Raw genomic sequence first — 20,892 nt, 5'->3', positions numbered from 1 at the left:
AGAGGTGTCCAGGTTCATTGAACCACTACACACTTACTTTCTTTGCCGCCGCAAAGAAAGATAAGCAAAGAAAGCGGCTAGAAGCCCCTGCTAAGTGGGCACCGTGGTCTGCTACGGGTAGTGGTGCATCTGGAATCTGTGTTCGTGCCCGTGCACGTGCTTGTGACAAGGGCGTCATACTTCCGGCGGCGCTGCGCGCGCCGAAGAGCAGTTCATAAAACCGATCGCTGCGTTTTGGCGCCTGCTTCTCGCCACCGCGCTGTGGCTCGTCATTACACCGCCGCCACCGCGATTGTGATCGGAACGGCAATGGCAAGCGTCTACCGCAGCAGCGACAGTAATCGTGGCCGAGACGGTGATTGCAGTACACCGAGATGTCGTTTGAAGTGGGATTTCCGCGTAAATGCAGAGGCGCGTCGCCGAGGCGAAGCCGACGGCCCCCACAAACCTCAACCGAACCCCGTGGTTTCCCAAGCAGACCCGTCCGCGACGCACGCAGTGCGGAGTGGGAGCTGATGACTCCTTTGTCACTACCGCGGAATGTGCGAGAGCACGGATTCCAGTCGCACCACTACCCGTAGCAGACCACGGTGCCCACTTAGCAGGGGCTTCTAGCCGCTTTCTTTTGCCTACTTTTCTTTGCGGCGGCAAAGAAAAGTAGGTGCCCCCCCGCACAGGGGGAACGCTAATAGACCACTAACAATTCAAGGAGAGGCCAAAGCCCCAGGAACACGGCCAATGCCGCCGCAAAAGGCAAAAAGCCCTACTACCTACTATTCAGCCGGCCTCAACTTCTTAACCTCCGCATCCGAAGGCTGCACACTCCCCCCATCGATATACCGATAAGAAGTCATCACCCCCTTACCGTCCTTAAGACCGGTAACCCCAACAAAAGCGCCCATGGTCGACTGATTATCCTGCCCCCGATAAGTAATCGGCCCGAAGGGCGTCTCCACCCCTAGCCCCTTGAACGCGGCGGCGAGCTTATCCGGATCGGTAGATCCGGCCTTCTTGATCCCCGCCGCGATCGACATCAACGCCGAATACCCAACGACTGACCCCAGTCGCGGATAATCGTGATACTTCGCCTGATACGCATCGACAAACTTCTTGTTCGCCGCCGTATCGATCGAATACCACGGGTAGCCTGTCACGATCCAGCCCGTCGGCGCCTCCGCTCCCAGCGGATCGAGATAGTCCGGCTCGCCCGTCAGCAACGACACCACGCTGCGATCCTTGAACAAGCCACGCGTATTGCCCTCACGCACAAACTTGCCGAGATCGGCGCCAAACAGCACGTTGAAAATCGCATCCGGTTTCGCGTCAGCGATCGCCTGCGACACCGCGCCCGCATCGACATTGCCCAGCGGCGTCGCCTGTTCGGCGACAAACTCCACGTCCGGCTGCGCCGCCGTCATCAGCTTCTTGAACGTCGCCACCGCCGATTGCCCGTACTCGTAGTTCGGATACACAAGCGCCCAACGCTTCTTCTTCAGCTTCACCGCCTCCGGCACCAGCATCGCCACTTGCATATACGTCGAAGGACGCAGACGGTACGTATATTTGTTGCCGTCGGCCCAAACGATCTTGTCAGTCAACGGTTCGGCCGCGAGGAAGAAAATCTTCTTCTGCTTCGCGAAGTCGGTTAATGCGAGACCCGTGTTCGACAGGAAGCCGCCGAACAGCAATTGCACCTGCTCGCGTGCAATCAACTCCTGCGCGACGCGGATGGTGTCGCCCGGATTGCCGTTGTCGTCGCGCGACACCACTTCAAGCTGTTTGCCGAGTACGCCGCCCGCCGCGTTCACCTGCTCGAGCGCAAGATTCCAGCCGTTCTTGTAAGGCCCGAGAAAGGCCGGCTGCGCCTTGTAGCTGTTGATTTCACCGACCTTGATGGTCTGCTGTGCACTCGCGCCGACGGCCGCGAGCGATAGAGCCGTTGAAACCGTGAGGCGAGAGATCCATCCTGCGCGCGTGGTCATGCGTTTCTCCGTTATCAAAAGGATTGCGGGAATGCGGTCGTTTTTATCAAGCGTTGAAGCGTTTGGCGATTCGTTCGGCGAACCGTATTGCGAATTGTGCTGCCAGTGGTGCTACGAGCGATGCTGCGAGTCATGCAAAACGTTTCGCGATTTCACTCTGCCTGCGGCGTCGCGCGAATTCTCGCAACGCTCGCCGTGACGTCCTGCCATGCCGGCTTGCCGCCGGCGAATTGCTGACGCAGGTAGGTCACCAGTTCGGCGACTTGGGCGTCGTTGAAACTGTCACGGTAAGCCGGCATCGTACCGAGTTCGGGCCGTGCAGGCGAGCCGATACCATCGAGAATCACGCGAATCAGATTATCAGGCGTCGTGCTATGCAGATTCGTGTTAAGCGCCAGCGAAGGATGCGCACCGAACAATTGCGGTCCACTGCCCGTGTGATGACAGGCTGCACATGCGCCGTCGAAAAGACGCGCACCAAGACCTGTTGCGGTGCCCGTAATCGTGCTGGCCTGCTCGTATTGACGCGCCATCGCCGCAGGATCCGTATTGGGCTCGAGAGGATTCAAAGACGCGAGATACGTGGCCATCGCGCGAATGTCACTGTCGGGCAACGCCACCAGATCGTTGACGACCGGCGCCATCGGCCCGGCCGCGACGCCATGCAGCGGCGCATGACCGTAGCGCAGATAGCTGAACAGTTCGTCTTCGCTCCAGGGTACGGGCGCGTTGGACAGCGTCGATAGCGCGGGCGCCTCCCAGCCTTCCGCCATGCCGCCGCCCATGAACGCGGCGCCGGTTTTCTCGGCACCGAATGCATTACGCGGGGTATGGCATGCGCTGCAGTGGCCGAGGCTGTTCACGAGATACGCCCCGCGGTCCCATTGCGCACTTTGCGTCCCACTGGCGGTAAACGTATTGCGTCCGAGGAAAAGCCCGTTCCATGCGGCCATCAAGGGACGCACGCTGAATGGAAAGGCCAGCTTCGTTTCCGGCGGCCTGGAACGCACCGGCGTTTGCGCCATCAGATACGCGTAGAGCGCTTTCAGATCGTCGTCGGACGTGTTCCTGAACGACGTGTACGGGAACGCGGGATACAAATGATGGCCGTCGCGGCTGATGCCTTGCCGCATCGCCCGCACGAATGCGTCGAGCGACCATGTGCCGATCCCCGTCTGTCCATCAGGCGTGATGTTGGTGCTGTAGATGGTGCCGAATGGCGTATCGAGCGGTTTGCCGCCGGCATTCGGCACGCCGTTGTGCGCGGTATGGCAAACCGCGCAATTGCCCAGCGCCGCCAGCAGTTTGCCGCGCGCCACCAACTCAGGCGCAAACGCGCTCGCGAGTGGCGGCGTAATCGGCGCCATGGCTTGCGGCGTCAAAGCCAATGCGCCTAGCCAGCCGGCAGCGCCCGCCGCAATTGCGCCGAGAAAACCGAGCCGCCAGCGCTTCTTTTTGCGCGCCGCCGCTTCTTCCGCTTGCGCATCGGCGAGCGCTGCGCGAATCGTCTCCGGGGTGAACGGCGGTCTGCGAAAACGCACACCTGTCGCGTCGTACAGCGCGTTGGCGATCGCCGCGGCGCCAGGCAGCGACGCCGATTCGCCTGTGCCCATCGGTGGCTCGCCGTGCCGCGGCATCATCACGACTTCGATCACCGGCACCTCACGGAACGTCAGAATCGGATACGCGCCCCATTCCTGACTCGTGACCGCGTTATCGCCGAACGTCACGCGTTCTTTCAGCGCGCGGCTGGTCGCCTGAATCACGTTGCCGTGTATCTGATGACGCACGCCGTCAGGATTCACCATGGTGCCGGTATCCTGGCCGACCACCACACGCGTCACCGCAAGCTCGCCGCTCTTGCGATTGACTTCGATGTCGGCGACCCATGCGGACCATGCCGCGCCGAACCCCGGGAATTTGCTGTGCACGTAGCGGGCGTAGGCAAAGCCTCGACCACGCGCAACGTCGCCCTCTTCCTGATCATCCTTCAAGGCGATGCTACGAGGCTGCCAGCCAGCTTTCTCAGCCACGGCCTTCACGAGATCGATCGCACGCGGATCGGTCAGATGCTTCAAACGAAACTCGACCGGATCTACGCCCGCCTCAGCCGCGAGTTCGTCGATAAAGGATTCATGCGCGAAGGTGTTCGGCAAGGCCGACACGCCCCGCAGCCAGGACGCGCGCACGATCGGCGGCGTGTCGTCGCAAACAATGCGCATGGTCCGGTAGTCGTATGGCGGCACGGATGTGCGGTCACCCATTTCGAATACCTGCGGCTGCGCGGAAATGGTGCCGGTAAGCAGCAACGCCAACGTGGGGGCGTCGTTCGATGGATAGCGCGTCGCGAAGTCGTACGCGGCGAGCTCGCCTTCGGCATCTAAAGCGCCGCGCACGTCCATCAATTGCGCAGCGCCTTTTGGCTCCCATGCATGCTCGTCTTCACGCGATAGTTGCACGCGCACCGGACTGCCGGTTGCGCGCGATAACAGCGCGGCGTCGGCGGCGACATCGTCCGCACAATTGCGGCCGTAGCAACCCGCTGCGTCCATGCGCACGATTTCGATGTGCGCTTCGTCGAGCGCCATCAGCAAGGCGAGATCCGCACGCAACGAATGTGGGTTCTGCGTGCCCGACCAGACTTTCAGCTTCGCATCCCGGTAGTCGGCCACCGCGCACGACGGTCCAATCGACGCATGCATCTGAAACGGCCATACGTAGGTGCGTTCCAGCGTTCGGGCAGGGTCTTGCGCGAGTGCTGCGTCAACGTCACCTTCGATCACCAGATCGCGCCGATTGGCCGGATTAGCTCTTAGCGCAGCTTCCACTTCCTCGCTGGTTTCGAGCGCAGGCAAACCCTCTACCGCTTTCCACTGCACATGCAAGCGCTTCACCGCCTGCTGCGCGACCTCTTCGCGTTCGGCCACGATGCCGACAAAATCGCGGATCACCACGACCTTGACGATTCCAGGCAAATCGCTAACTGAAGCTTCATCGACATGCAGCAGGCTGTTGCCCATGAAGTCGCCCTGCGCGACGCCGGCATAAGGTGGACGAACAACACGCCCATGCAGCATGCCAGGCACACGCACGTCATGCACGAAACTCAATTCACCGGTCGCCTTCGCCGGAATATCGACACGCGGCGTGCTCTTGCCGACGATCTTGTACGCGTCAGGCGATTTCAAAGGCGCATCGGTCGCAAGGTCCAATTCGATGCGCCGCCCGGTGATCAATTCACCGTAGGCAATGCTCTTTTCCGTCCCGCCGTCTCGCGTGAAAACCACGCCGTCTCGCACGTCGAGCTGCTCTGTGCTGACGTTCAAACGTGCGGCTGCTTCCGCCAGAAGGAACTGACGCGCTTGCGCCGCTGCATGCCTGAGTGGCACCGCCGATATCTGGATCGTCGCGCTTGCAATCGTCGGCCCCTGATTCGGCGCCTCGCTGGTGTGGCCGAGTACGACCGACACGCGCGTCAACGGTACATCCAGTTCTTCCGCAACGATCTGCGCGAGCGCGGTGCCGATGCCGGTGCCGAGATCGACGTGACCGTTGAACGCCACCACGCTGCCGTCGTCACTCACCACGAGAAACATGTCCGCCTCGGTCGGCACGAACGACGAACGCGACCCCGGCTGACCGATCGCAGGCTTCACCGGCGCCTGCGGCGGCCGCGTGATGATGAGCACGCTCTGCGCGTCATAGAGCTGCCGTCGTGACAGCGGCGCGGAACGCCGATCGACGCTGAAATCCGGCCCTGTCATGCGCGCACTCCTTCACGCACGGAGGCTTGCGCAGCGAGCAGTTCGGCCGCGCGCTGCACCGCGCGCACGATCTCGACATGCGTGCCGCACCGGCACAAGTTGCGCGACAGTTCCCGCCGGATCGTCTCGACGCTCGGATGCGGATCGCGATCGAGCAACGCTTTGGCGGTCATGATCATGCCGTTCAGGCAATAGCCGCACTGCGCGGCCTGTTCTTCGATAAACGCCTGCTGCACTGGATGCAGTGCGACACGCGTGCCCAGTCCTTCGAGCGTGGTGATCTCACGCCCCAAGGCAACCTTCGCGGTCGTCACGCACGAACGCGTCGGCATACCGTCGAGCAGGACCGTACACGCACCACATTCGCCAAGTCCGCAGCCGAACTTCGGACCGTTTAGCGCGAGGTCGTTACGCAGCAGGTAAAGCAGGGGCGTGTCCACGCTGGCGTTGACAAGATGCGTCACGCCGTTGACATTCAGCGTAAGCGGCGCCGGGCGGTTCATGACAATGCCGGCCACGCCGTACGGCGCGTGTTCAAAGCACCACCGGCACTTCGGTCGCCGGTGGCGTATTGCGGCTGCGCCGGCAGCGGATCAAGCCGTCGATCATCACCATGCCGACACCGGGAATATCGCCGAGCTGCACACTCTCAAGCAGAGTATCGGCGGCCGTGTGCTGCGCACGGTCCATGAAAACGAGGTCGGCGGGACGGCCCACTTCGATCAGTCCTTGCCGCAGATTGCGTTGCCGCGCGGTATTGCCTGTGGCGAAGCAGAAGGCAATTTCTGCGGGGACGTCGGCGAGACTCGAGATCAGCGCGATCATCCGCAGAATGCCGAGCGGCTGCACGCCAGAACCTGCCGGACTATCGGTGCCGAGAATGATCCGATGTGGACACTTCAATTCGATCGCGTGACGTGCGGTGAGCAGCGCGATCCGTTCGTTGCCGTTATGAACGATTTCCAGCGCGCGGGTCGATTGCTCGCACAGATCGCATACGTGCCGATAGGAGAGCGACGTATGGCCGCCATTGATGTGGCCGATCACGTCCGCATCGGCAGCAAGCACCACGTCCCGATCGATCAGGCCCGAGCCGGGAATCGACGGGCCGCCCGTGTGAATTGTGCTTTGAATACCGTACTTGCGGGCCCAGGCGACCATCTGCGCCGCTTCCTCGCCGCCTTTGACGCTGCCGAGTCCCACTTCGCCGAGCAGCTTCACGCCCGCTTCCGAGAGCTCCTTGAAGTCCTCCTCGACCATGCCCTTCTCGATCACCGGCGCACCCGCCATGACTTTCACACCACCACCGACACCCGCGCCACGCATCCCTTCGAACGAACGTTGAGCGGTAATGGCAAGCGCCTTGATGCCGACCACGTCTTTCGGACGGCCGGGCAAATGCACTTCGCCGGCGGAAATCATCGTCGTCACGCCGCCGTTCAGATTCGATTCGATCCAGCCCATCTGATTCTGGCGCGGCGTCCAGTCGCCGAACACCGGATGCACGTGCGAATCGATCAGGCCTGGCGCGACCGTGGTGCCTTTACAGTCGACCGTGGTCCGCGCACCTTCGAGGTCGCAATCTTTCTCGCGGCCAATCGCGACGATCACGCCGTCGTCGATCACCAGCGTGTCCGCGTCGAGAATCGGCTGGTCGATGTCGCCGGATAACAGCAAACCGATGTTCGTTACCGCGACCTTGCCCGACAAGCCTGTCAACGTCTCTGCTGCCATCTGCTTCTCCTTTCGCACCGACTGCCCGGCGTCGCATGCGTGCACACCCTGCACGCATGCGGCGCCAATGGAATCACACGCTCAGATAAGCGCGCCTGACCGTTTCGTTCTTTGCGAGTTCGCCGATCGTGCCGCTGAAGCGGATCTGCCCTTTTTCGAGCACGTACGCGCGGTCGCTGACCAGCTCGGCGAAATGCAGATTCTGCTCCGACAATAGAATCGACAGCCCTTCGCGCTTGAGTTCGAGAATCATGTTGGCCATCTGCTCGACGATCACGGGCGCGACGCCCTCGGACGGTTCGTCGAGCAGCACCAGATACGGATTGCCCATCAGCGTGCGCGAGACGGTAAGCATCTGCTGCTCGCCGCCGCTCATCTGGCCGCCGGGGCGTTTTGGCATTTCACCGAGATTGGGGAACAGGCGGAACAACTTTTCCGGCGTCCACTCAGGCGCGCCTTCGCGTGGCGGCTGACGGCCTGTATCGAGGTTCTCCATCACGGTCAGATCGGAGAACACGCGGCGATCTTCAGGGACGAAACCCATGCCCATGCGTGCGATCCGATACGGCGGCAACGCCGCGATGTTTTGCCCGCGAAAACGGACCTCTCCCTGACGTCGCGGCAGCAAACCCATCACCGCTTTCATCGTCGTCGATTTGCCCGCGCCGTTGCGGCCCATCAGCGCGACCACTTCGCCGCGGCCGACTTCGAGGCCGACGTCGAACAGAATGTGCGCGCGGCCATAGAACGCATTGAGGCCGGCGACTTTCAGCATCGGCTCGCTCATTGCAGCGCTCCTTGTCCTTGATGGCCGCCTGCCGCTTCATGCAGCGGCGCGCGTGGCTGGAAGGTCTTGCCGGTGCCGAAATAAACTTCCTGCACGCGTGCGTCGCTGCGGATCGTTTCGGCGTCGCCCTCGGCGATCAACTTGCCGCGCGCGAGCACAATCATGCGATCGGCGTACGCGAATACAACGTCCATGCTGTGCTCGGTAAACAGCACGCCGATTTGGTGTTCGGTGACGAGCCGCTTGGTGAGCGCCATCAGTTCGTTGCGCTCCTTTGGCGCCATACCGGCAGTGGGCTCGTCCATCAGTAGTAGCTTCGGCCGGTTTGCCAATGCGATAGCGAGTTCAACGCGTTTGACGTCGCCGTATGCAAGCACGCCGCAGGCGCGGTTCGCATCGGCGCCCATGCCGACCTGTTCGAGCAGGGTCATGGCTTCATCGGCATAGCGCGAGCCTGCGGGTTTCCAGAGACCAAAAGTCTTCCGTTCACGCGAGACCAGCGCCATCTGCACATTCTCGAGCACGGTCATCGAATTGAAGGTCGCGGCAATCTGGAACGTACGGCCGACGCCCAGCCGCCAGATATCGCGTGGCCGCATGCCGACCAGTTCATGATCGTCGAGACGAATCGATCCGGACGACGGCTGCAGTTGCCCATTGACCATGTTGAAGCAGGTCGACTTGCCCGCTCCGTTCGGACCCAGCAGCGCCAATAGTTGACCGGCTTCGAGATCGAAGGAAACATCGTCGACCGCTTTCAGGCCGCCGAATGATTTGGAGAGGCCGGAGACGCGCAGCAAGCTCATAGCCCCTCCTTGATCGCCGTACCTTGCGATGGCGATGGAGTACGCTCTTCCGCCTTATCCACCGTATCGTCGCCGAAACGCTCGCGAATGAAACCGACGATGCCCTGCGGAAACGCGATCACCAGCAGCAAGATCGCGAAGCCCAGCAATGCCTGCCAATAATCGGTTTGCCGCGCGACGGTGTCCTGCAGCCACGTGAACACGGCTGCGCCGACGATCGGGCCAGTCAACGTCTGCAGGCCGCCAAGCAGCACCATCACGAGGCCATCTACTGAGCGGCTGACGCTGATCACCTCCGGCGAAATCGTCCCCTTGGAGAAGGCATAAAGCGATCCGGCGAGGCCACAAAACAATGACGCGACGACGAAAGCCGCCCACTGCACGCGTTTCACGTCGATGCCGATCGCCTCGGCCCGCAACACAGAATCACGCGACGCCCGCATCGCGTAGCCAAGCGGCGAGAACAGCATCTTGCGCAACAGCCACACGCCGATCACAGCGCAGACGAGCGTCAGATAGTAAAAAGCGACCGGCGACGCCAACCAGTTCGACGGCCACAAGCCGAGAATGCCGTTACTGCCACCCGTCACGTCGTCCCACTGGAACACGACCGACCAGACGATCTGCGCGAATGCGAGCGTCAGCATCGCGAGGTAGACGCCTGAGAGACGTACGCAGAACCAGCCGAACACGAGCGCGCCTGCCACGGCAAGCAAGGGGCCGAGCAGCAACGCCGCTTCCATCGGTAGATTCAAAACTTTGAGAAACAGCGCGGCGCCGTATGCGCCCAAACCGAAGTACGCCGCGTGGCCGAAAGAATGCATGCCGCCAGGGCCCATGATGAAATGAAGACTCGTCGCGAACAATACGGCGATCAGGATCTCAACCAGCAGCACAGGCATGTAGGGAAACGCATTGGCCGCAAGCGGCGCGAGCACCAGCACCAACAAGGCGATTGCCGCCAGCCACTTCAGGCGCTTGCCTGCGGGCCGCAACGGCGCTTCAGGCGCGGCCATGCCTCGCACTGCAGCGCTCGCCTTCCCTAGCAAACCCCAAGGCCGCACCACCAGCACCACCGCCATCACGACAAATTCCGCAACGAGCGTAAAGCGGCTCAAGGACAGATCGATACCGAATACGGAAACATGGCCGATGCCGATACACAGCGCCTTGATCTCGGCGATCAGCAACGCCGCGACGAACGCACCCGGAATCGACCCCATGCCGCCGACCACCACGACGACAAACGCATTGCCGATAGTCTCCAGATCCAACGACAGATTCGCCGACATCCGGGGCCCTTGCAACGCGCCGCCCAGGCCGGCGAGAAACGCGCCGACGAAAAACACGCCGGTGAACAGCCACGCCTGATTGATGCCGAGTGCGCCGAGCATCTCGCGATCCTGCGTCGCGGCGCGCACCAGCGTGCCCCAACGGGTACGCGTCAACGCATACCAGAGCAGCAGCAACACCACCGGCCCGATCACGATCAGCGCGATATCGTAGGTCGGCAGCGGATGGCCGAGAAAATTAACTGCGCCAGCCAGATGCGGCGCACGCGGCCCGAACAGGTCCTCCGGGCCCCATAGCCACAGCGCGGCATCGCGAAAGATCAGCACCAGCGCGAATGTCGCCAGTAAATGGAACAACTCGGGGGCCTGGTAGATGCGCCGTAGTACGATCATTTCGACCAGCGCACCAAGCACCGCAACCACCAGCGCGGCAGCCAGTACCGACAACCAGAACCCGCCCGCCGTATGGCCGAAACGGCTCGCGATGCTATACGCGACATAGATGCCGAACATATAGAACGAGCCGTGCGCGAAGTTGACGATGCGCGTCACGCCGAAGATCAGCGACAAACCGGCGGCGACGAGAAACAGTGTCGACGCGTCGGCGAGTCCGTTGACCAGCTGTACCAGCAAATTCGAAAGCATCGCGACCCTTAAAGTAACTCAGCGCAAACCGTCTTCGCCTTTGATCTCACTCGCCTGCAAGCCGCCGATACGCGGTAACGGCCGGCCCGAAGCCGTCACCGCGACCGCCACGACAATTTCGTTGGCGCGCGGCGCGTCCGACACGCGCGCTTCGATTGCATCGAAATGGCTCCGCACGAAGGCCGCGTCCTTGTGTCCCAGCGGGACATCGATCGCGGTGCCAAGCGTACCCATTTTTTTCGCCGACGGCACCAGCGCCGCGCCCTTCTCGACTGCTACCCGCAGCGGAGCACCGAGCTTGGGGTGCAGGATCGCCGCCGCATGTTCGAGTTCACCCGCTTCGCCGACGATCGCCGCCTTGCCGTAACTTTGCGCGTCGCCCGGTTTGATACCCAGGGCTTCGACGCACTTGTTGCCGAGCAACGCGCCCAGTTCCTCACCGGCTTCGATCAGCGCGTCGAGCTTGGCCTCATAGCGGCCCGCGTAAGGATTATCGATCACCGCAATCGCGACTGCGCGGCGTGTCGGCGGCTCGATGGCCTGCCCCATTTCAATGCGTGTTTCATCGACCTGCACGACCAGCTTGCGAAGCTTGATTGCCATTTCGATCTCCGGGTTTCGATGCATGTTCTGCTTAGTGTTCCGCTTACTCGCCTCAACGCATTGCGTGGATCACGCGCCGCTCAGCGCAAGCCGTCCTTGCCCACAATCGCCTCTTTCGCCAGGCCGCCGACGCGCGCATGCACGCGCTGGCCCGTGCTCATCACGAGGATATATACCAGTTCATCCGCGGCGGGCGCGCCGGGCACCCGCACTTCGATCGCATCGAAATGGCTGCGCACGTAGCTCGCGTTGACATGCGTTAGCGGCACATCGAGCGCGGTGGAAGGCGCGCCGACTTTCTTCGTCGACGGCACGATCGCGTTGGTCGGCACGCCGTTTTTCTCCAGCAGTTCGCGCATCGCATAGCCGCCGGGGACGTGCCACAGCGCGCCATGCTCGAGTTCACCTCGCGAGCCGATGATTGCACCCTTGCCGTAGCTTTCGATCGCCGCGTGCGGCACGGCCATCGCCGCCAGCAGCCGTTGCGCCATGTCGAAGCCGATCGGCTTGAGCGCTTCCATGGCGTGTTCGATTCTGGCTTCGTAGCGGCCGGCGAACGGATTCGTCATCACCGCGGCAATCGCGCCGCGCCTGAGCGGCTGCGCAGGCGCGGGACCGAACTCATGGAAAATGTCTTCGACGTGCGTCAGCACGCGGCGTATTTCGAACACGGAGCCTCCGTTGTTATCCGGGCGCGCTGCGTAAATAACGCGCCATTCTCATAGGTACCACCGGTCACGCGCGCCCGACCTTGCAGGAACAGCGCGGCGCCTTCGATCAAACCTTGTTCGTGCAAACGCTGCGCGGCGTCGACACCGCGTGCCAGCGCGAAATCGATCAGCGTTTGCGGCAAGGACGGCACGTCGACGGTCACGAGCAGGTCACCGAGATCGCTATCGTCCTTCAACGAGGAAGCCGGCCTGCGCACGATGCCCGCATGCTCCAGATCGACGGCGTTGGCGATCATCGTGGCGGCGGCATCAGCGGCGGCGGCATTGCGGGCGAGCACGGTCACGCTGTCGGCGATCCCCAAGCTGAAGCTGCGGCCGCGCCAGCCGCTTGTCGCGACGCCGCGAATCGGCATGGCGGCGTTGAGCATCAAGTTTGCGTCCAAAGCCAGATCGCCTGGCGCCTTCTCACCGGAGAACGCCGCCAGATCGGCGAACACACCCACGCGGTACTGCTGCCCTTCAGTCAAATAGAGTGCGATGTCACCGCCGTTGTTGATGAAGGCGCGCGAGATGCCTTCGCGTGCAAACGCCGTGATCAATTCGTCCGCGACGCTGCCTGCAACAGCCGCCATCGGCGTGATATACCGCACGCGGTGCGGATAACACGCGCTCCACATGCGCCGGGCCACAGCGCCCTTCAACGTGCAATCGCTATGCGCCGCGTCGCTCGGCACAGGCTGCCGAAGCAGCTTCAACTCGCCGACCAACTCGGGCAATACGTCCACAAAACGCGTCCAGCACGCCTCGTAAGCAGCCTGCACGGCCGAAGGCTCGCCGTCCGCGCTGAGGATCAGATCGATCGGGCCGTGCTGCCAATGCCAGCGGGCCGCGTCGAGCCGGGTTCGGGTTGGGTTCATCGTGTGCGTCGCGTTCGTCGTGTCGATTGTGCCGGTGGTGGCGCCGCCGTTAGCCTGGCATTGGCGGCATGGCCGGCGGCCACGGATTGTCGGGATAACGCGCGATAGTCCTGCGCGCGAGCGGTGCCCCTTCTGTATGTTCCGGTCCATTCGCCAGCACGCTTTCCAGTGAACGCACCGCGTCGAGATGGCCGCCGAGATCGCGATACGCGTCATATGTCATGGTGAATTCGATCGGCGCGACGATCGCGGGTGTGGGCACCGTGCCGAACGATCGATCGGGCATGCGCGAGACATCCACCATCACGGTAATGCCACCACCTGGCCACACATAGGTTGGCGCGCCACCACATGTTACGTTCACCAGCCTCTGTTTGATTGCGCGGGTGAGCAGGACCGGGTTCTCCGTGGCCCCCGCTCGCAGGCTGCCGCCCGCGCCGCCGAGAAACAGTACCGTAGCAAGCGACGGCTCGCAGTTCTCGCCGATTCGTTCGACCGTGCTGCGCACGGCGTCCGGCATGGCTGCGATGCGCGGCACGAGGTTCTGATCGAGTTCATACCACTGCGCGTGTTCGCCGGTGGTCGACACCATCAGCAAGCGCATGCCCGGTTTCGCCACCGCCGGATCGAAGCTTTCGACAATCGCCAGCGGGTCCTGAATGTCGGTGCCGCCCCAGCCGGTGCCGGGATTCGCCACCTGGAAATAACGGCCGGGCGTCGACTTGCGTCCGCGAATCTTCAGACCTGAGGGCGTCATGCCAAGGCAGCGGCCTGCCTGGTGCTCGGTGAGGACGCCGGTGATGTGATCGTCGACCACCACCACTTCGTCTGCGTGACCGAACCATTGCTTCGCAAAGATGCCGATGGTGGCCGACCCACAACCCACCCGCATACGCTGTTCTTCGACGCCATCGACAATCGGTGCCGCCCCCGCACGAATCACCAGACTCGCACCGCCATCGATGGTCAACTCCACCGCTTCCTTGTTGCCGAGCGCGAGCATCATGTCGCACGTCACGCGGCCTTCCTTCTTGCTGCCGCCCGTCAGATGGTGGACACCGCCGAGACTCAGCATCTGCGAGCCGTACTCCGCTGTGGTCACATGGCCGACGATCTCGCCATGGCAACGCACGTTCGATTGCTCCGGCCCGAGAAAGCGGTCGGTATCGATCTTCACCTTGAAGCTGCAATAGCTGAAAATGCCCTCGGTGACGACCGTGACCATATCGACGTCGTCCAACTTCGAGGAAACGATGAACGGTGCGGGCTTGTAGTCGGGATACGTGGACGATGCGCCAACGCCGGTTACGAACAGCGCCTGTTCCGCGACGGGATCGCGCACCTCGGACGATGCACCAAATTCGACCGTGGTATCCGCATTGCTAGTGATCGCTTCAGGCGAAATCGCGGCGCGTGAAAGAAACACCACAGGGTCAACGCGAATCAACCGCCCGTCCGCATTCGCATAACGATCGCACGCGCCGGTGCGGCCTTCGGAAATCTGGCACAACACCGGGCACGCATTGCATTCGATCTTGTTCGACGCCATTCGCTCGCTGCGCGGCGCCGCTTTCTCAAGCACGGTCGGACCCGGCGTCGAGGCGGTTTCGCCGTCGACGCGCTCCGCACCGAAATCGACCTTCGTATGTTCTGTCATGGTGGGGTTCCATACGACGACATTACAATCGGTCCTGCCCGGCTGACAAATAGTCCCTGTTTAAAGGCACTTTTGCGTAACCCGCTTTTTTCATGTTGCGGCCACTCACCGTTCGTGTAGCATCCACTACACCAAACTTGCTTGAAATCTACTCGATCAAAATAGACTGCGCAACGAGTTTCCCGGTGGTTTCCCCGCAGTTTCCCGGTACCCGTCTGAATGCTGCGGCGCGGCATCCCCGCAGGAATTACGAATCAATCTACGCCGAAGCACATGACTTTGCAGGGCATTTCGTTGCGCATGATATGGGCTGTATGATGAAGACGCGCCATACCTGAGCGCACCAAGCGGCTACGGCGCATGCCGTTCAACCTGACGCAAACAAAGAGATCCGAGACCGCCATGAGTCCCACTGCTGCCCGCAAGCCGGGCGCTATCGGCATCCGAGCGAAACAGGCGCAAGACACGCGCGCCAAGATTCTCAAAGCGGCAATCAAGGTCTTTGCAAAGCAAGGCTATGCAAGCGGCCGGGTCGAAAGTATTTCGAAGGCCGCGCGTTCGCACGACCGGATGATCTATTACTACTTCGGCAGCAAGGAGCAATTGTTTGTCGAAGTCCTGGAGACCATCTACACGCAGTTCAACGAGGCCGAAAGCAAGCTCGATCTCGATCTGGACGATCCCGTGCACGGTCTCGAGCAGATGGTCGAATTCGTCTGGCAGTATTACCTCGATCACCCCGAGTTCGTCACCCTGCTGTCGAGCGAGAACCTGCATCAGGGCAAGCACGCGAAAAAATCGTCAAAGCTGAAGGAGATTTCGGGCTATGCGATTTCTGTCGTGCAGAAGTTGCTGGACGCGGGCAAGGCGCAAAACGTCTTTCGTGACGACGTCAAAGCGCGTGACGTGTATCTGATAATCGCGTCGCTCGGTTATTTCTATAACGCCAATCAGTACACGCTCGGGGCGTTTCTCGGTGAACCGCTGATGGACAAGGCCGCACTCGCGCATTGGCGCGAGGTCATCAAGGACACGGTGTTGCGCGCCGTGCGCTTGCAGTCGCCGGTGGACACGGTCGTGATGGATGTAAGCAGCACGGCCTGAAGCGCGTTTCGTCTGACGTACGCTTCAGGCTCCGCGTCGCGTTTTGAGCTGCTTCGTTTCGGCGTAGGCGGGATTCGCTGGACGGCGTGGTTACACGCCGCACCCGTAGCCGAACGTCGTTACGGCTTTGCCGCTGCGGCGTCGTCTTCGCGGAACAGTTTATCGGCCAGGTGGAAGGCCGAATTGGCCGCCGGCACGCCGCAATAGATTGCGGTTTGCAGCAGCACTTCCTTGATCTGCTCGCGCGTCACGCCGTTGTTCTTCGCGGCGCGCAAGTGCAATGCGAGTTCTTCGCTGCGATTGAGCGCAACCATCATCGCGATGGTCAGCAGGCTGCGCGTGTGACGCGGCAAGCCTTCACGCGTCCAGATTTCGCCCCACGCATAGCGGGTAATAAAGTTCTGGAACTCCTCCGTCAACTCGGTGCGGTTCGCAAGCGACCGGTCGACGTGCGCGCTGCCCAGCACCGCGCGGCGCACTCCGAGTCCGGCTTCGTAACGGTCTTCGTCGTTCATTTTTGCTCCGTCAGGAAGTCGAGCACAGTTTTCGTGAAGGCCTCGACCTGCTCGATGTTGGAAATATGCGAGGCATCCAGTTCGACGTAACGCGCGCCCGGAATCGCTTGCGCCAGTTCGCGGCCTTGTGCCGGCGTTGCGGCCAGATCGTGGGTACCGCTGATCACCAGCGCGGGCACCTTGATGCCGGGGGCTTCGGGGCGCAGATCCGCTGCGTCGATCGCGTCGCAATTCGATGCGTAGCCTTCCTTGTCGGTATGCACGAACACGTCGCGAATCATTGCCAGAACCACCGGCTCACGCTCGATGTAGTCGGCGGTGAACCAGCGCGGCAATACCGCGTCGGCCAGCGCGAGCATGCCTTCCGTACGGGCTTTCGCGGCGCGCGGCACCCACACTTCAGGCGAACCGATACGTGCCGCCGTATTGCACAGCACGACGCGTTCGAGACGATTCGCGTGACGCGCGGCCAACGCGACGCCGGTGAGGCCGCCCATCGACAGACCGCAGAAATTCGCGCGCGCGATCTTCAGCGTATCCATCAGGCCGAGCACGTCGCCGGTCAGTTGTTCGATCGTGTACGGACCCTTCGGCGCTTCCGAGTGACCATGACCGCGCGTGTCGTAGCGCAGCACGCGGAAGTGTTTGGACAGCGCCGCCACTTGCGGCGTCCACATCGACAGATCGCTGCCGAGCGAATTCGACAACACGATCCACGGTGCATTGCCGTGACGGTCACCGTCGATTCGATAATGCAGCTCGGTACCGTTGACTACAGCGTAGGGCATGCCGGTTACTCCTTGGAAGTAGCGCGCCTCGCGCGCGCGTGATGAAGTGCCAGCGCGGCGTCCACATAAGCGTGTGCCTGGCCGACGTATTGAGCGGGATCGAGCAGTTGCATGAGGCGCTCAAGCGAAAGATGTTCGGTCACGGCGGGGTCCGCCGAGAGCACGTCGAAGAGCGTCTTGCGCTCGGCGATTGCCGCCTTGGATGCGCGCTCGACCAGATGATGCGCATCGAGCCGGCCGATGCTGTCGCCTAGTGCAAGCATCACAGCTTCGCCAAGAATCAATCCGTGCGTGACGTTGAGATTGGCGGCAAGGCGCGGGACATTCACGTTGAGACCCGCGGCGATCTGTTCGATGTTGGCGAGCGCGCCGCCTGCAAGGCGCGCGAGATCCGGCAACGCGTCCCACTCGGCTTGCCAGCCGCCAAGCGCGCGCTCGTGCTCCTGCACCATGCCGGCGAACACCGTGGCCACCAGCCCCGGCGCACGTGTTGCTGCCGTCAGCACCGCGGCGCAGCCGACCGGGTTGCGCTTGTGCGGCATTGTCGACGAACCGCCCTTGCCTGCCGCGGCGGGCTCGGCCAGCTCATCGATTTCGGTTTGCATCTGCAGCGAGATATCGCGCGCGATCTTGCCGAGTGTGCCAATCAACATGCCGAACAGCGCCGCTGTTTCAGCGATGCGATCGCGCTGTGTGTGCCACGGCAACGTGGGCACAGTGAGCTTGAGTTCTTGCGCCAATGATTGCGTCACTTGCGGCGCCGCGTCACGCAGACTCGCCAGCGTGCCCGCTGCGCCGCCGAATTGCAGCACCAGCACACGCGCGCGCAACGCATCGAGCCGCTCACGATGACGCAGCAACGCGTCGAGCCATTGCGCGAACTTCAGGCCGAGCGTGATGGGCAACGCCTGCTGCAACCAGGTGCGGCCGATCATCGGCGTCGCGCGATGGGTGGCCGCGAGTTTCGCTACGGCATCGCATGTCGCTTGCAAGCCGCTGTCGAGCAGATCGAAGGTGTCGCGCAGTTGCAGCACCGTTGCCGTATCGATGATGTCCTGGCTTGTTGCGCCCCAATGCACGTACTTCGACGCTTCGGGGTCCGCCGCTTTGACACGCGCAGTAAGTTGTTTGACGAGCGGAATCGCGAGGTTGCCGCCGAGCGCCGCGTCGCGCGCGAGTGCATCGGCGTCGAGTTGATCGGCCTGGCAGGCGCCCTCGATCGCGGCCAGCGCGCTGCGCGGAATCACGTTATGAGCAGCCGAAGCGCGCGCGAGCGCTGCTTCGACATCGAGCATCCGTTGCAGCGTGGCACGCGGCGCCCAGATGTCGTTCATCGGCTGTGTGCCGCAAAGAAGGCCGGTCAGACGGGCGCTGGAGTCGAGCATGATGGCGTCGATGAGGGTGTCGGAAGTGAAGGTTTCGCCGCGGCGATCTGGGCGTGCTGCGAGGCGCGCCACCGGCGCTTTCTACCGAGAGCGTACCGCACACGGCGATGCGGTGCATTCTGCTTCGAATGCTGACGCGACGGCTCGCTGTAACAACGTGACGCCGTGACATCGCGTCACGAGCACGAAGCTTGCCTCATGCGAGCTGCGGACATTGGCGGCTGCACGGTTTGCGCGGCCCGCATATTGGTGGCTACACGCTGCCCGGCGTGCGCATCGGCGACAGCACGTTGCGCACGCGCACATTGGTGGCAGCACGATGCGCGGCATACGCATTGCCATCGCCCGGCCAGCGGTTTGACTTCGCCACGGGCCTTCGTACGGACAGCCGCCGCGCCCGTGCTTAGGCCGCGCGAGCCGCCTGGGTGCCGTCGATCAGCGGGACGCCGGTCAGTTTGTGCAACGCATCGAAGTCGATGTCCGAGAAGATTTCGCGCACGACGAGGCCCTTGTCGGTGACGTCGATCATCGCCAGGTCCGTATAGATGCGGTCGACGCAGTTCACACCCGTGACCGGATACGTGCATTCCGCCGCGATCTTGCTTTCGCCCTGTTTGGTCAGGTGCTCCATCATCACGTAGACCTGCTTCGCGCCGATTGCGAGGTCCATGGCGCCGCCGACAGCCGGAATTGCGTCAGGCGCGCCGGTGTGCCAGTTCGCCAGGTCGCCCTTCGCCGACACCTGGAACGCGCCGAGCACGCAGAAATCCAGATGGCCGCCGCGCATCATCGCGAACGAATCCGAGTGATGGAAGTAGGCACCGCCCGTAAGCAGCGTGACGTGCTGCTTGCCGGCGTTGATCAGTTCGTCGTCTTCCTCGCCTTTCGCGGGGGCCGGGCCCATGCCGAGCAGGCCGTTTTCGCTGTGCAGGAAGATTTCCTTGTCGGCGCCAAGGTGGTTGGCCACCAGCGTCGGCACGCCGATGCCGAGGTTCACGTAAGCGCCTTCAGGGATATCCTGGGCAACGCGCTTGGCCATTTCATCGCGGGTCAGTTTTTTCATGTCGGTCTCCTCAGGCGGCGTTCGCGGATGCAAGTTCGGCTTGATGCGCAGCTTGCGGCACTTCGATCACGCGTTGCACGAAGATGCCGGGCGTGATGATGTTTTCCGGATCGAGCTCGCCGAGCGGCACCACTTTCGACACTTGCACGATGGCCGTTTTCGCCGCGCTTGCCATGATCGGACCGAAGTTGCGCGCAGTCTTGCGATAGACCAGATTGCCCCAGCGGTCGCCCTTGAACGCTTTGATCAGCGCGAAGTCCGCATGCAGCGGCGACTCCAGCACGTAGTGCTTGCCGTCGATCAGACGGGTTTCCTTGCCTTCAGCGAGTTTGGTGCCATAACCAGTGGGCGTGAAGAACCCGCCGATGCCCGCGCCTGCTGCGCGAATACGTTCCGCGAGGTTGCCTTGCGGCACCAGTTCGAGTTCGATTTCACCGGCGCGATAGAGCGCGTCGAACACATATGAATCGCTTTGGCGCGGGAACGAGCAGATGATTTTGCGCACGCGTTTGGCGTTGAGCAGCGCCGCGAGGCCGATATCGCCGTTACCGGCGTTGTTGTTGACGATGGTGAGTTCGCGCGCGCCCTGTTCGATGAGCGCGTCAATCAGCTCGGACGGCATGCCGGCCGTGCCGAAGCCGCCGATCATGACGGTCGCGCCGTCGTGGACATCGGCGACGGCCGACTGAAGTGACTCGAAAATCTTGTTGATCATGTCGAATTTCCTTTTGGGGCGCTGCGTATCGCCAGGCTCTTTGCCTTTGCAGGCAGGGGCTTGTGCGGGACGGTCTCCGGGCCGGGGCTTGCTCTTGCGTTTGTTCACTTCCGATTTGTTCGATATGTGAACATGGATTCGATTAGCGAACGTTCAGGGCGATTATGGTTGTGGTTTGGGTTGGTTGTCAAGGCGGGGGATTCCCCTTAAGGATAGGATTCGGCCTGCCCGGCGGGGTCGCTTTTGCTTGTTTTGGGGCTTTTTCTTGGTGTTGTTTGCCTGCTCGGCGTTTTGTCAGTGTTCTTGGGGCTTTGGCCTTTCCTTGTTTTGTTAGTGGTCTATTAGTGTTGCCCCTGTGCGGGGCGGCACTGTAGTGGTCCAATGACTATGGACACCTCTAAAGGGGATAATTCTCCAAACGAGGTGAGAAATGAGCAGACGGAACATACCCGAAGAATTCAAGG

At 62.1% G+C, this 20,892-nt stretch carries 18 protein-coding genes; 2 read left to right on the top strand and 16 right to left on the bottom strand.

What is annotated here, in order from left to right; genetic code table 11:
• The coding region (locus tag BM438_RS46020; RefSeq protein ID WP_208620838.1) for a hypothetical protein at positions 1–218 on the top strand (218 nt) is incomplete at its 5' end.
• 555 nt (positions 219–773) lie between these two features.
• On the opposite strand, the gene BM438_RS43600 is transcribed toward BM438_RS46020, so the two are convergent.
• From BM438_RS43600 to BM438_RS43550, 11 genes are all read right to left on the bottom strand, one after another.
• A complete protein-coding gene (locus BM438_RS43600) occupies positions 774–1,982 on the bottom strand; it encodes an ABC transporter substrate-binding protein (protein ID WP_093647616.1) in 1,209 nt (402 codons plus the stop codon).
• A 152-nt stretch (positions 1,983–2,134) separates the two neighbouring features.
• Complete coding sequence (locus BM438_RS43595) at positions 2,135–5,746, bottom strand: molybdopterin cofactor-binding domain-containing protein (RefSeq protein ID WP_093647614.1); 3,612 nt, start codon at positions 5,744–5,746, stop codon at positions 2,135–2,137.
• Complete coding sequence (locus BM438_RS43590; RefSeq protein WP_093647622.1) at positions 5,743–6,249, bottom strand: (2Fe-2S)-binding protein; 507 nt, start codon at positions 6,247–6,249, stop codon at positions 5,743–5,745. The genes BM438_RS43595 and BM438_RS43590 overlap by 4 nt, the downstream gene beginning before the upstream one ends.
• 31 nt (positions 6,250–6,280) lie before the next feature.
• Positions 6,281–7,480 (bottom strand): amidohydrolase family protein, encoded by a 1,200-nt coding sequence (locus BM438_RS43585; RefSeq protein ID WP_093647611.1) that lies wholly within the window; start codon positions 7,478–7,480, stop codon positions 6,281–6,283.
• Between the two features lie 73 nt (positions 7,481–7,553).
• Positions 7,554–8,267 carry an ABC transporter ATP-binding protein gene (locus tag BM438_RS43580; protein WP_054043304.1) on the bottom strand — a complete coding sequence of 238 codons (714 nt, stop codon included), beginning with the start codon at positions 8,265–8,267 and terminating at the stop codon, positions 7,554–7,556.
• Entirely contained in the window at positions 8,264–9,073 is an 810-nt protein-coding gene (locus BM438_RS43575; RefSeq protein ID WP_093647609.1) for an ABC transporter ATP-binding protein, read from the bottom strand. The genes BM438_RS43580 and BM438_RS43575 overlap by 4 nt, the downstream gene beginning before the upstream one ends.
• Positions 9,070–11,010 carry an ABC transporter permease gene (locus tag BM438_RS43570; protein WP_093647607.1) on the bottom strand — a complete coding sequence of 647 codons (1,941 nt, stop codon included), beginning with the start codon at positions 11,008–11,010 and terminating at the stop codon, positions 9,070–9,072. Before BM438_RS43570 ends, BM438_RS43575 begins: the two co-directional genes overlap by 4 nt.
• Positions 11,011–11,028: 18 nt before the next feature.
• Positions 11,029–11,613: an amino acid synthesis family protein gene (locus BM438_RS43565; protein ID WP_093647605.1), complete on the bottom strand. Its 585-nt coding sequence runs from the start codon at positions 11,611–11,613 to the stop codon at positions 11,029–11,031.
• A gap of 80 nt (positions 11,614–11,693) precedes the next feature.
• Positions 11,694–12,284 carry an amino acid synthesis family protein gene (locus BM438_RS43560; protein WP_093647603.1) on the bottom strand — a complete coding sequence of 197 codons (591 nt, stop codon included), beginning with the start codon at positions 12,282–12,284 and terminating at the stop codon, positions 11,694–11,696.
• Positions 12,260–13,201: a UPF0280 family protein gene (locus tag BM438_RS43555; RefSeq protein ID WP_093647601.1), complete on the bottom strand. Its 942-nt coding sequence runs from the start codon at positions 13,199–13,201 to the stop codon at positions 12,260–12,262. Before BM438_RS43555 ends, BM438_RS43560 begins: the two co-directional genes overlap by 25 nt.
• Positions 13,202–13,250: 49 nt before the next feature.
• Complete coding sequence (locus BM438_RS43550; protein ID WP_093647599.1) at positions 13,251–14,858, bottom strand: 6-hydroxynicotinate reductase; 1,608 nt, start codon at positions 14,856–14,858, stop codon at positions 13,251–13,253.
• A gap of 402 nt (positions 14,859–15,260) precedes the next feature.
• On the opposite strand from BM438_RS43550, the gene BM438_RS43545 reads away from it, so the two are divergent.
• On the top strand, positions 15,261–15,962 hold the full coding sequence (locus tag BM438_RS43545; RefSeq protein WP_093647620.1) for a TetR family transcriptional regulator: 702 nt from the start codon (positions 15,261–15,263) through the stop codon (positions 15,960–15,962).
• A 119-nt stretch (positions 15,963–16,081) separates the two neighbouring features.
• On the opposite strand, the gene pcaC is transcribed toward BM438_RS43545, so the two are convergent.
• The 5 genes from pcaC to BM438_RS43520 all read right to left on the bottom strand — a co-directional run bounded on the left by pcaC (position 16,082) and on the right by BM438_RS43520 (position 20,428).
• Entirely contained in the window at positions 16,082–16,477 is a 396-nt protein-coding gene (pcaC, locus tag BM438_RS43540; protein WP_054043292.1) for a 4-carboxymuconolactone decarboxylase, read from the bottom strand.
• Positions 16,474–17,265 (bottom strand): 3-oxoadipate enol-lactonase, encoded by a 792-nt coding sequence (gene pcaD / locus BM438_RS43535; RefSeq protein ID WP_093647596.1) that lies wholly within the window; start codon positions 17,263–17,265, stop codon positions 16,474–16,476. Before pcaD ends, pcaC begins: the two co-directional genes overlap by 4 nt.
• Positions 17,266–17,270: 5 nt before the next feature.
• A complete protein-coding gene (locus tag BM438_RS43530) occupies positions 17,271–18,650 on the bottom strand; it encodes a 3-carboxy-cis,cis-muconate cycloisomerase (RefSeq protein WP_093647618.1) in 1,380 nt (459 codons plus the stop codon).
• Between the two features lie 403 nt (positions 18,651–19,053).
• Positions 19,054–19,713, bottom strand: a complete 660-nt coding sequence (locus BM438_RS43525; protein ID WP_093647594.1) for a 3-oxoacid CoA-transferase subunit B — start codon at positions 19,711–19,713, stop codon at positions 19,054–19,056.
• Between the two features lie 10 nt (positions 19,714–19,723).
• Complete coding sequence (locus tag BM438_RS43520; RefSeq protein WP_054043283.1) at positions 19,724–20,428, bottom strand: 3-oxoacid CoA-transferase subunit A; 705 nt, start codon at positions 20,426–20,428, stop codon at positions 19,724–19,726.
• Positions 20,429–20,892: the final 464 nt, after the last annotated feature.

Origin of the sequence: Paraburkholderia aspalathi, from assembly GCF_900116445.1 — a bacterium.
Taxonomy (GTDB): Bacteria; Pseudomonadota; Gammaproteobacteria; order Burkholderiales; family Burkholderiaceae; genus Paraburkholderia; species Paraburkholderia aspalathi.
The sequence above is the reverse complement of the archived record's forward strand: the minus strand, read 5'-3'. Positions and strand labels throughout refer to the sequence as shown.

Excerpts from the sequence above, each read along its gene's own strand:
- BM438_RS43600 (WP_093647616.1), bottom strand. The coding sequence starts at position 1,982 with ATGACCACGCGCGCAGGATGGATCTCTCGCCTCACGGTTTCAACGGCT.
- BM438_RS43595 (WP_093647614.1), bottom strand. The coding sequence starts at position 5,746 with ATGACAGGGCCGGATTTCAGCGTCGATCGGCGTTCCGCGCCGCTGTCA.
- BM438_RS43590 (WP_093647622.1), bottom strand. The coding sequence starts at position 6,249 with ATGAACCGCCCGGCGCCGCTTACGCTGAATGTCAACGGCGTGACGCAT.
- BM438_RS43585 (WP_093647611.1), bottom strand. The coding sequence starts at position 7,480 with ATGGCAGCAGAGACGTTGACAGGCTTGTCGGGCAAGGTCGCGGTAACG.
- BM438_RS43580 (WP_054043304.1), bottom strand. The coding sequence starts at position 8,267 with ATGAGCGAGCCGATGCTGAAAGTCGCCGGCCTCAATGCGTTCTATGGC.
- BM438_RS43575 (WP_093647609.1), bottom strand. The coding sequence starts at position 9,073 with ATGAGCTTGCTGCGCGTCTCCGGCCTCTCCAAATCATTCGGCGGCCTG.
- BM438_RS43570 (WP_093647607.1), bottom strand. The coding sequence starts at position 11,010 with ATGCTTTCGAATTTGCTGGTACAGCTGGTCAACGGACTCGCCGACGCG.
- BM438_RS43565 (WP_093647605.1), bottom strand. The coding sequence starts at position 11,613 with ATGGCAATCAAGCTTCGCAAGCTGGTCGTGCAGGTCGATGAAACACGC.
- BM438_RS43555 (WP_093647601.1), bottom strand. The coding sequence starts at position 13,201 with ATGAACCCAACCCGAACCCGGCTCGACGCGGCCCGCTGGCATTGGCAG.
- BM438_RS43550 (WP_093647599.1), bottom strand. The coding sequence starts at position 14,858 with ATGACAGAACATACGAAGGTCGATTTCGGTGCGGAGCGCGTCGACGGC.
- BM438_RS43545 (WP_093647620.1), top strand. The coding sequence starts at position 15,261 with ATGAGTCCCACTGCTGCCCGCAAGCCGGGCGCTATCGGCATCCGAGCG.
- pcaC (WP_054043292.1), bottom strand. The coding sequence starts at position 16,477 with ATGAACGACGAAGACCGTTACGAAGCCGGACTCGGAGTGCGCCGCGCG.
- pcaD (WP_093647596.1), bottom strand. The coding sequence starts at position 17,265 with ATGCCCTACGCTGTAGTCAACGGTACCGAGCTGCATTATCGAATCGAC.
- BM438_RS43530 (WP_093647618.1), bottom strand. The coding sequence starts at position 18,650 with ATGCTCGACTCCAGCGCCCGTCTGACCGGCCTTCTTTGCGGCACACAG.
- BM438_RS43525 (WP_093647594.1), bottom strand. The coding sequence starts at position 19,713 with ATGAAAAAACTGACCCGCGATGAAATGGCCAAGCGCGTTGCCCAGGAT.
- BM438_RS43520 (WP_054043283.1), bottom strand. The coding sequence starts at position 20,428 with ATGATCAACAAGATTTTCGAGTCACTTCAGTCGGCCGTCGCCGATGTC.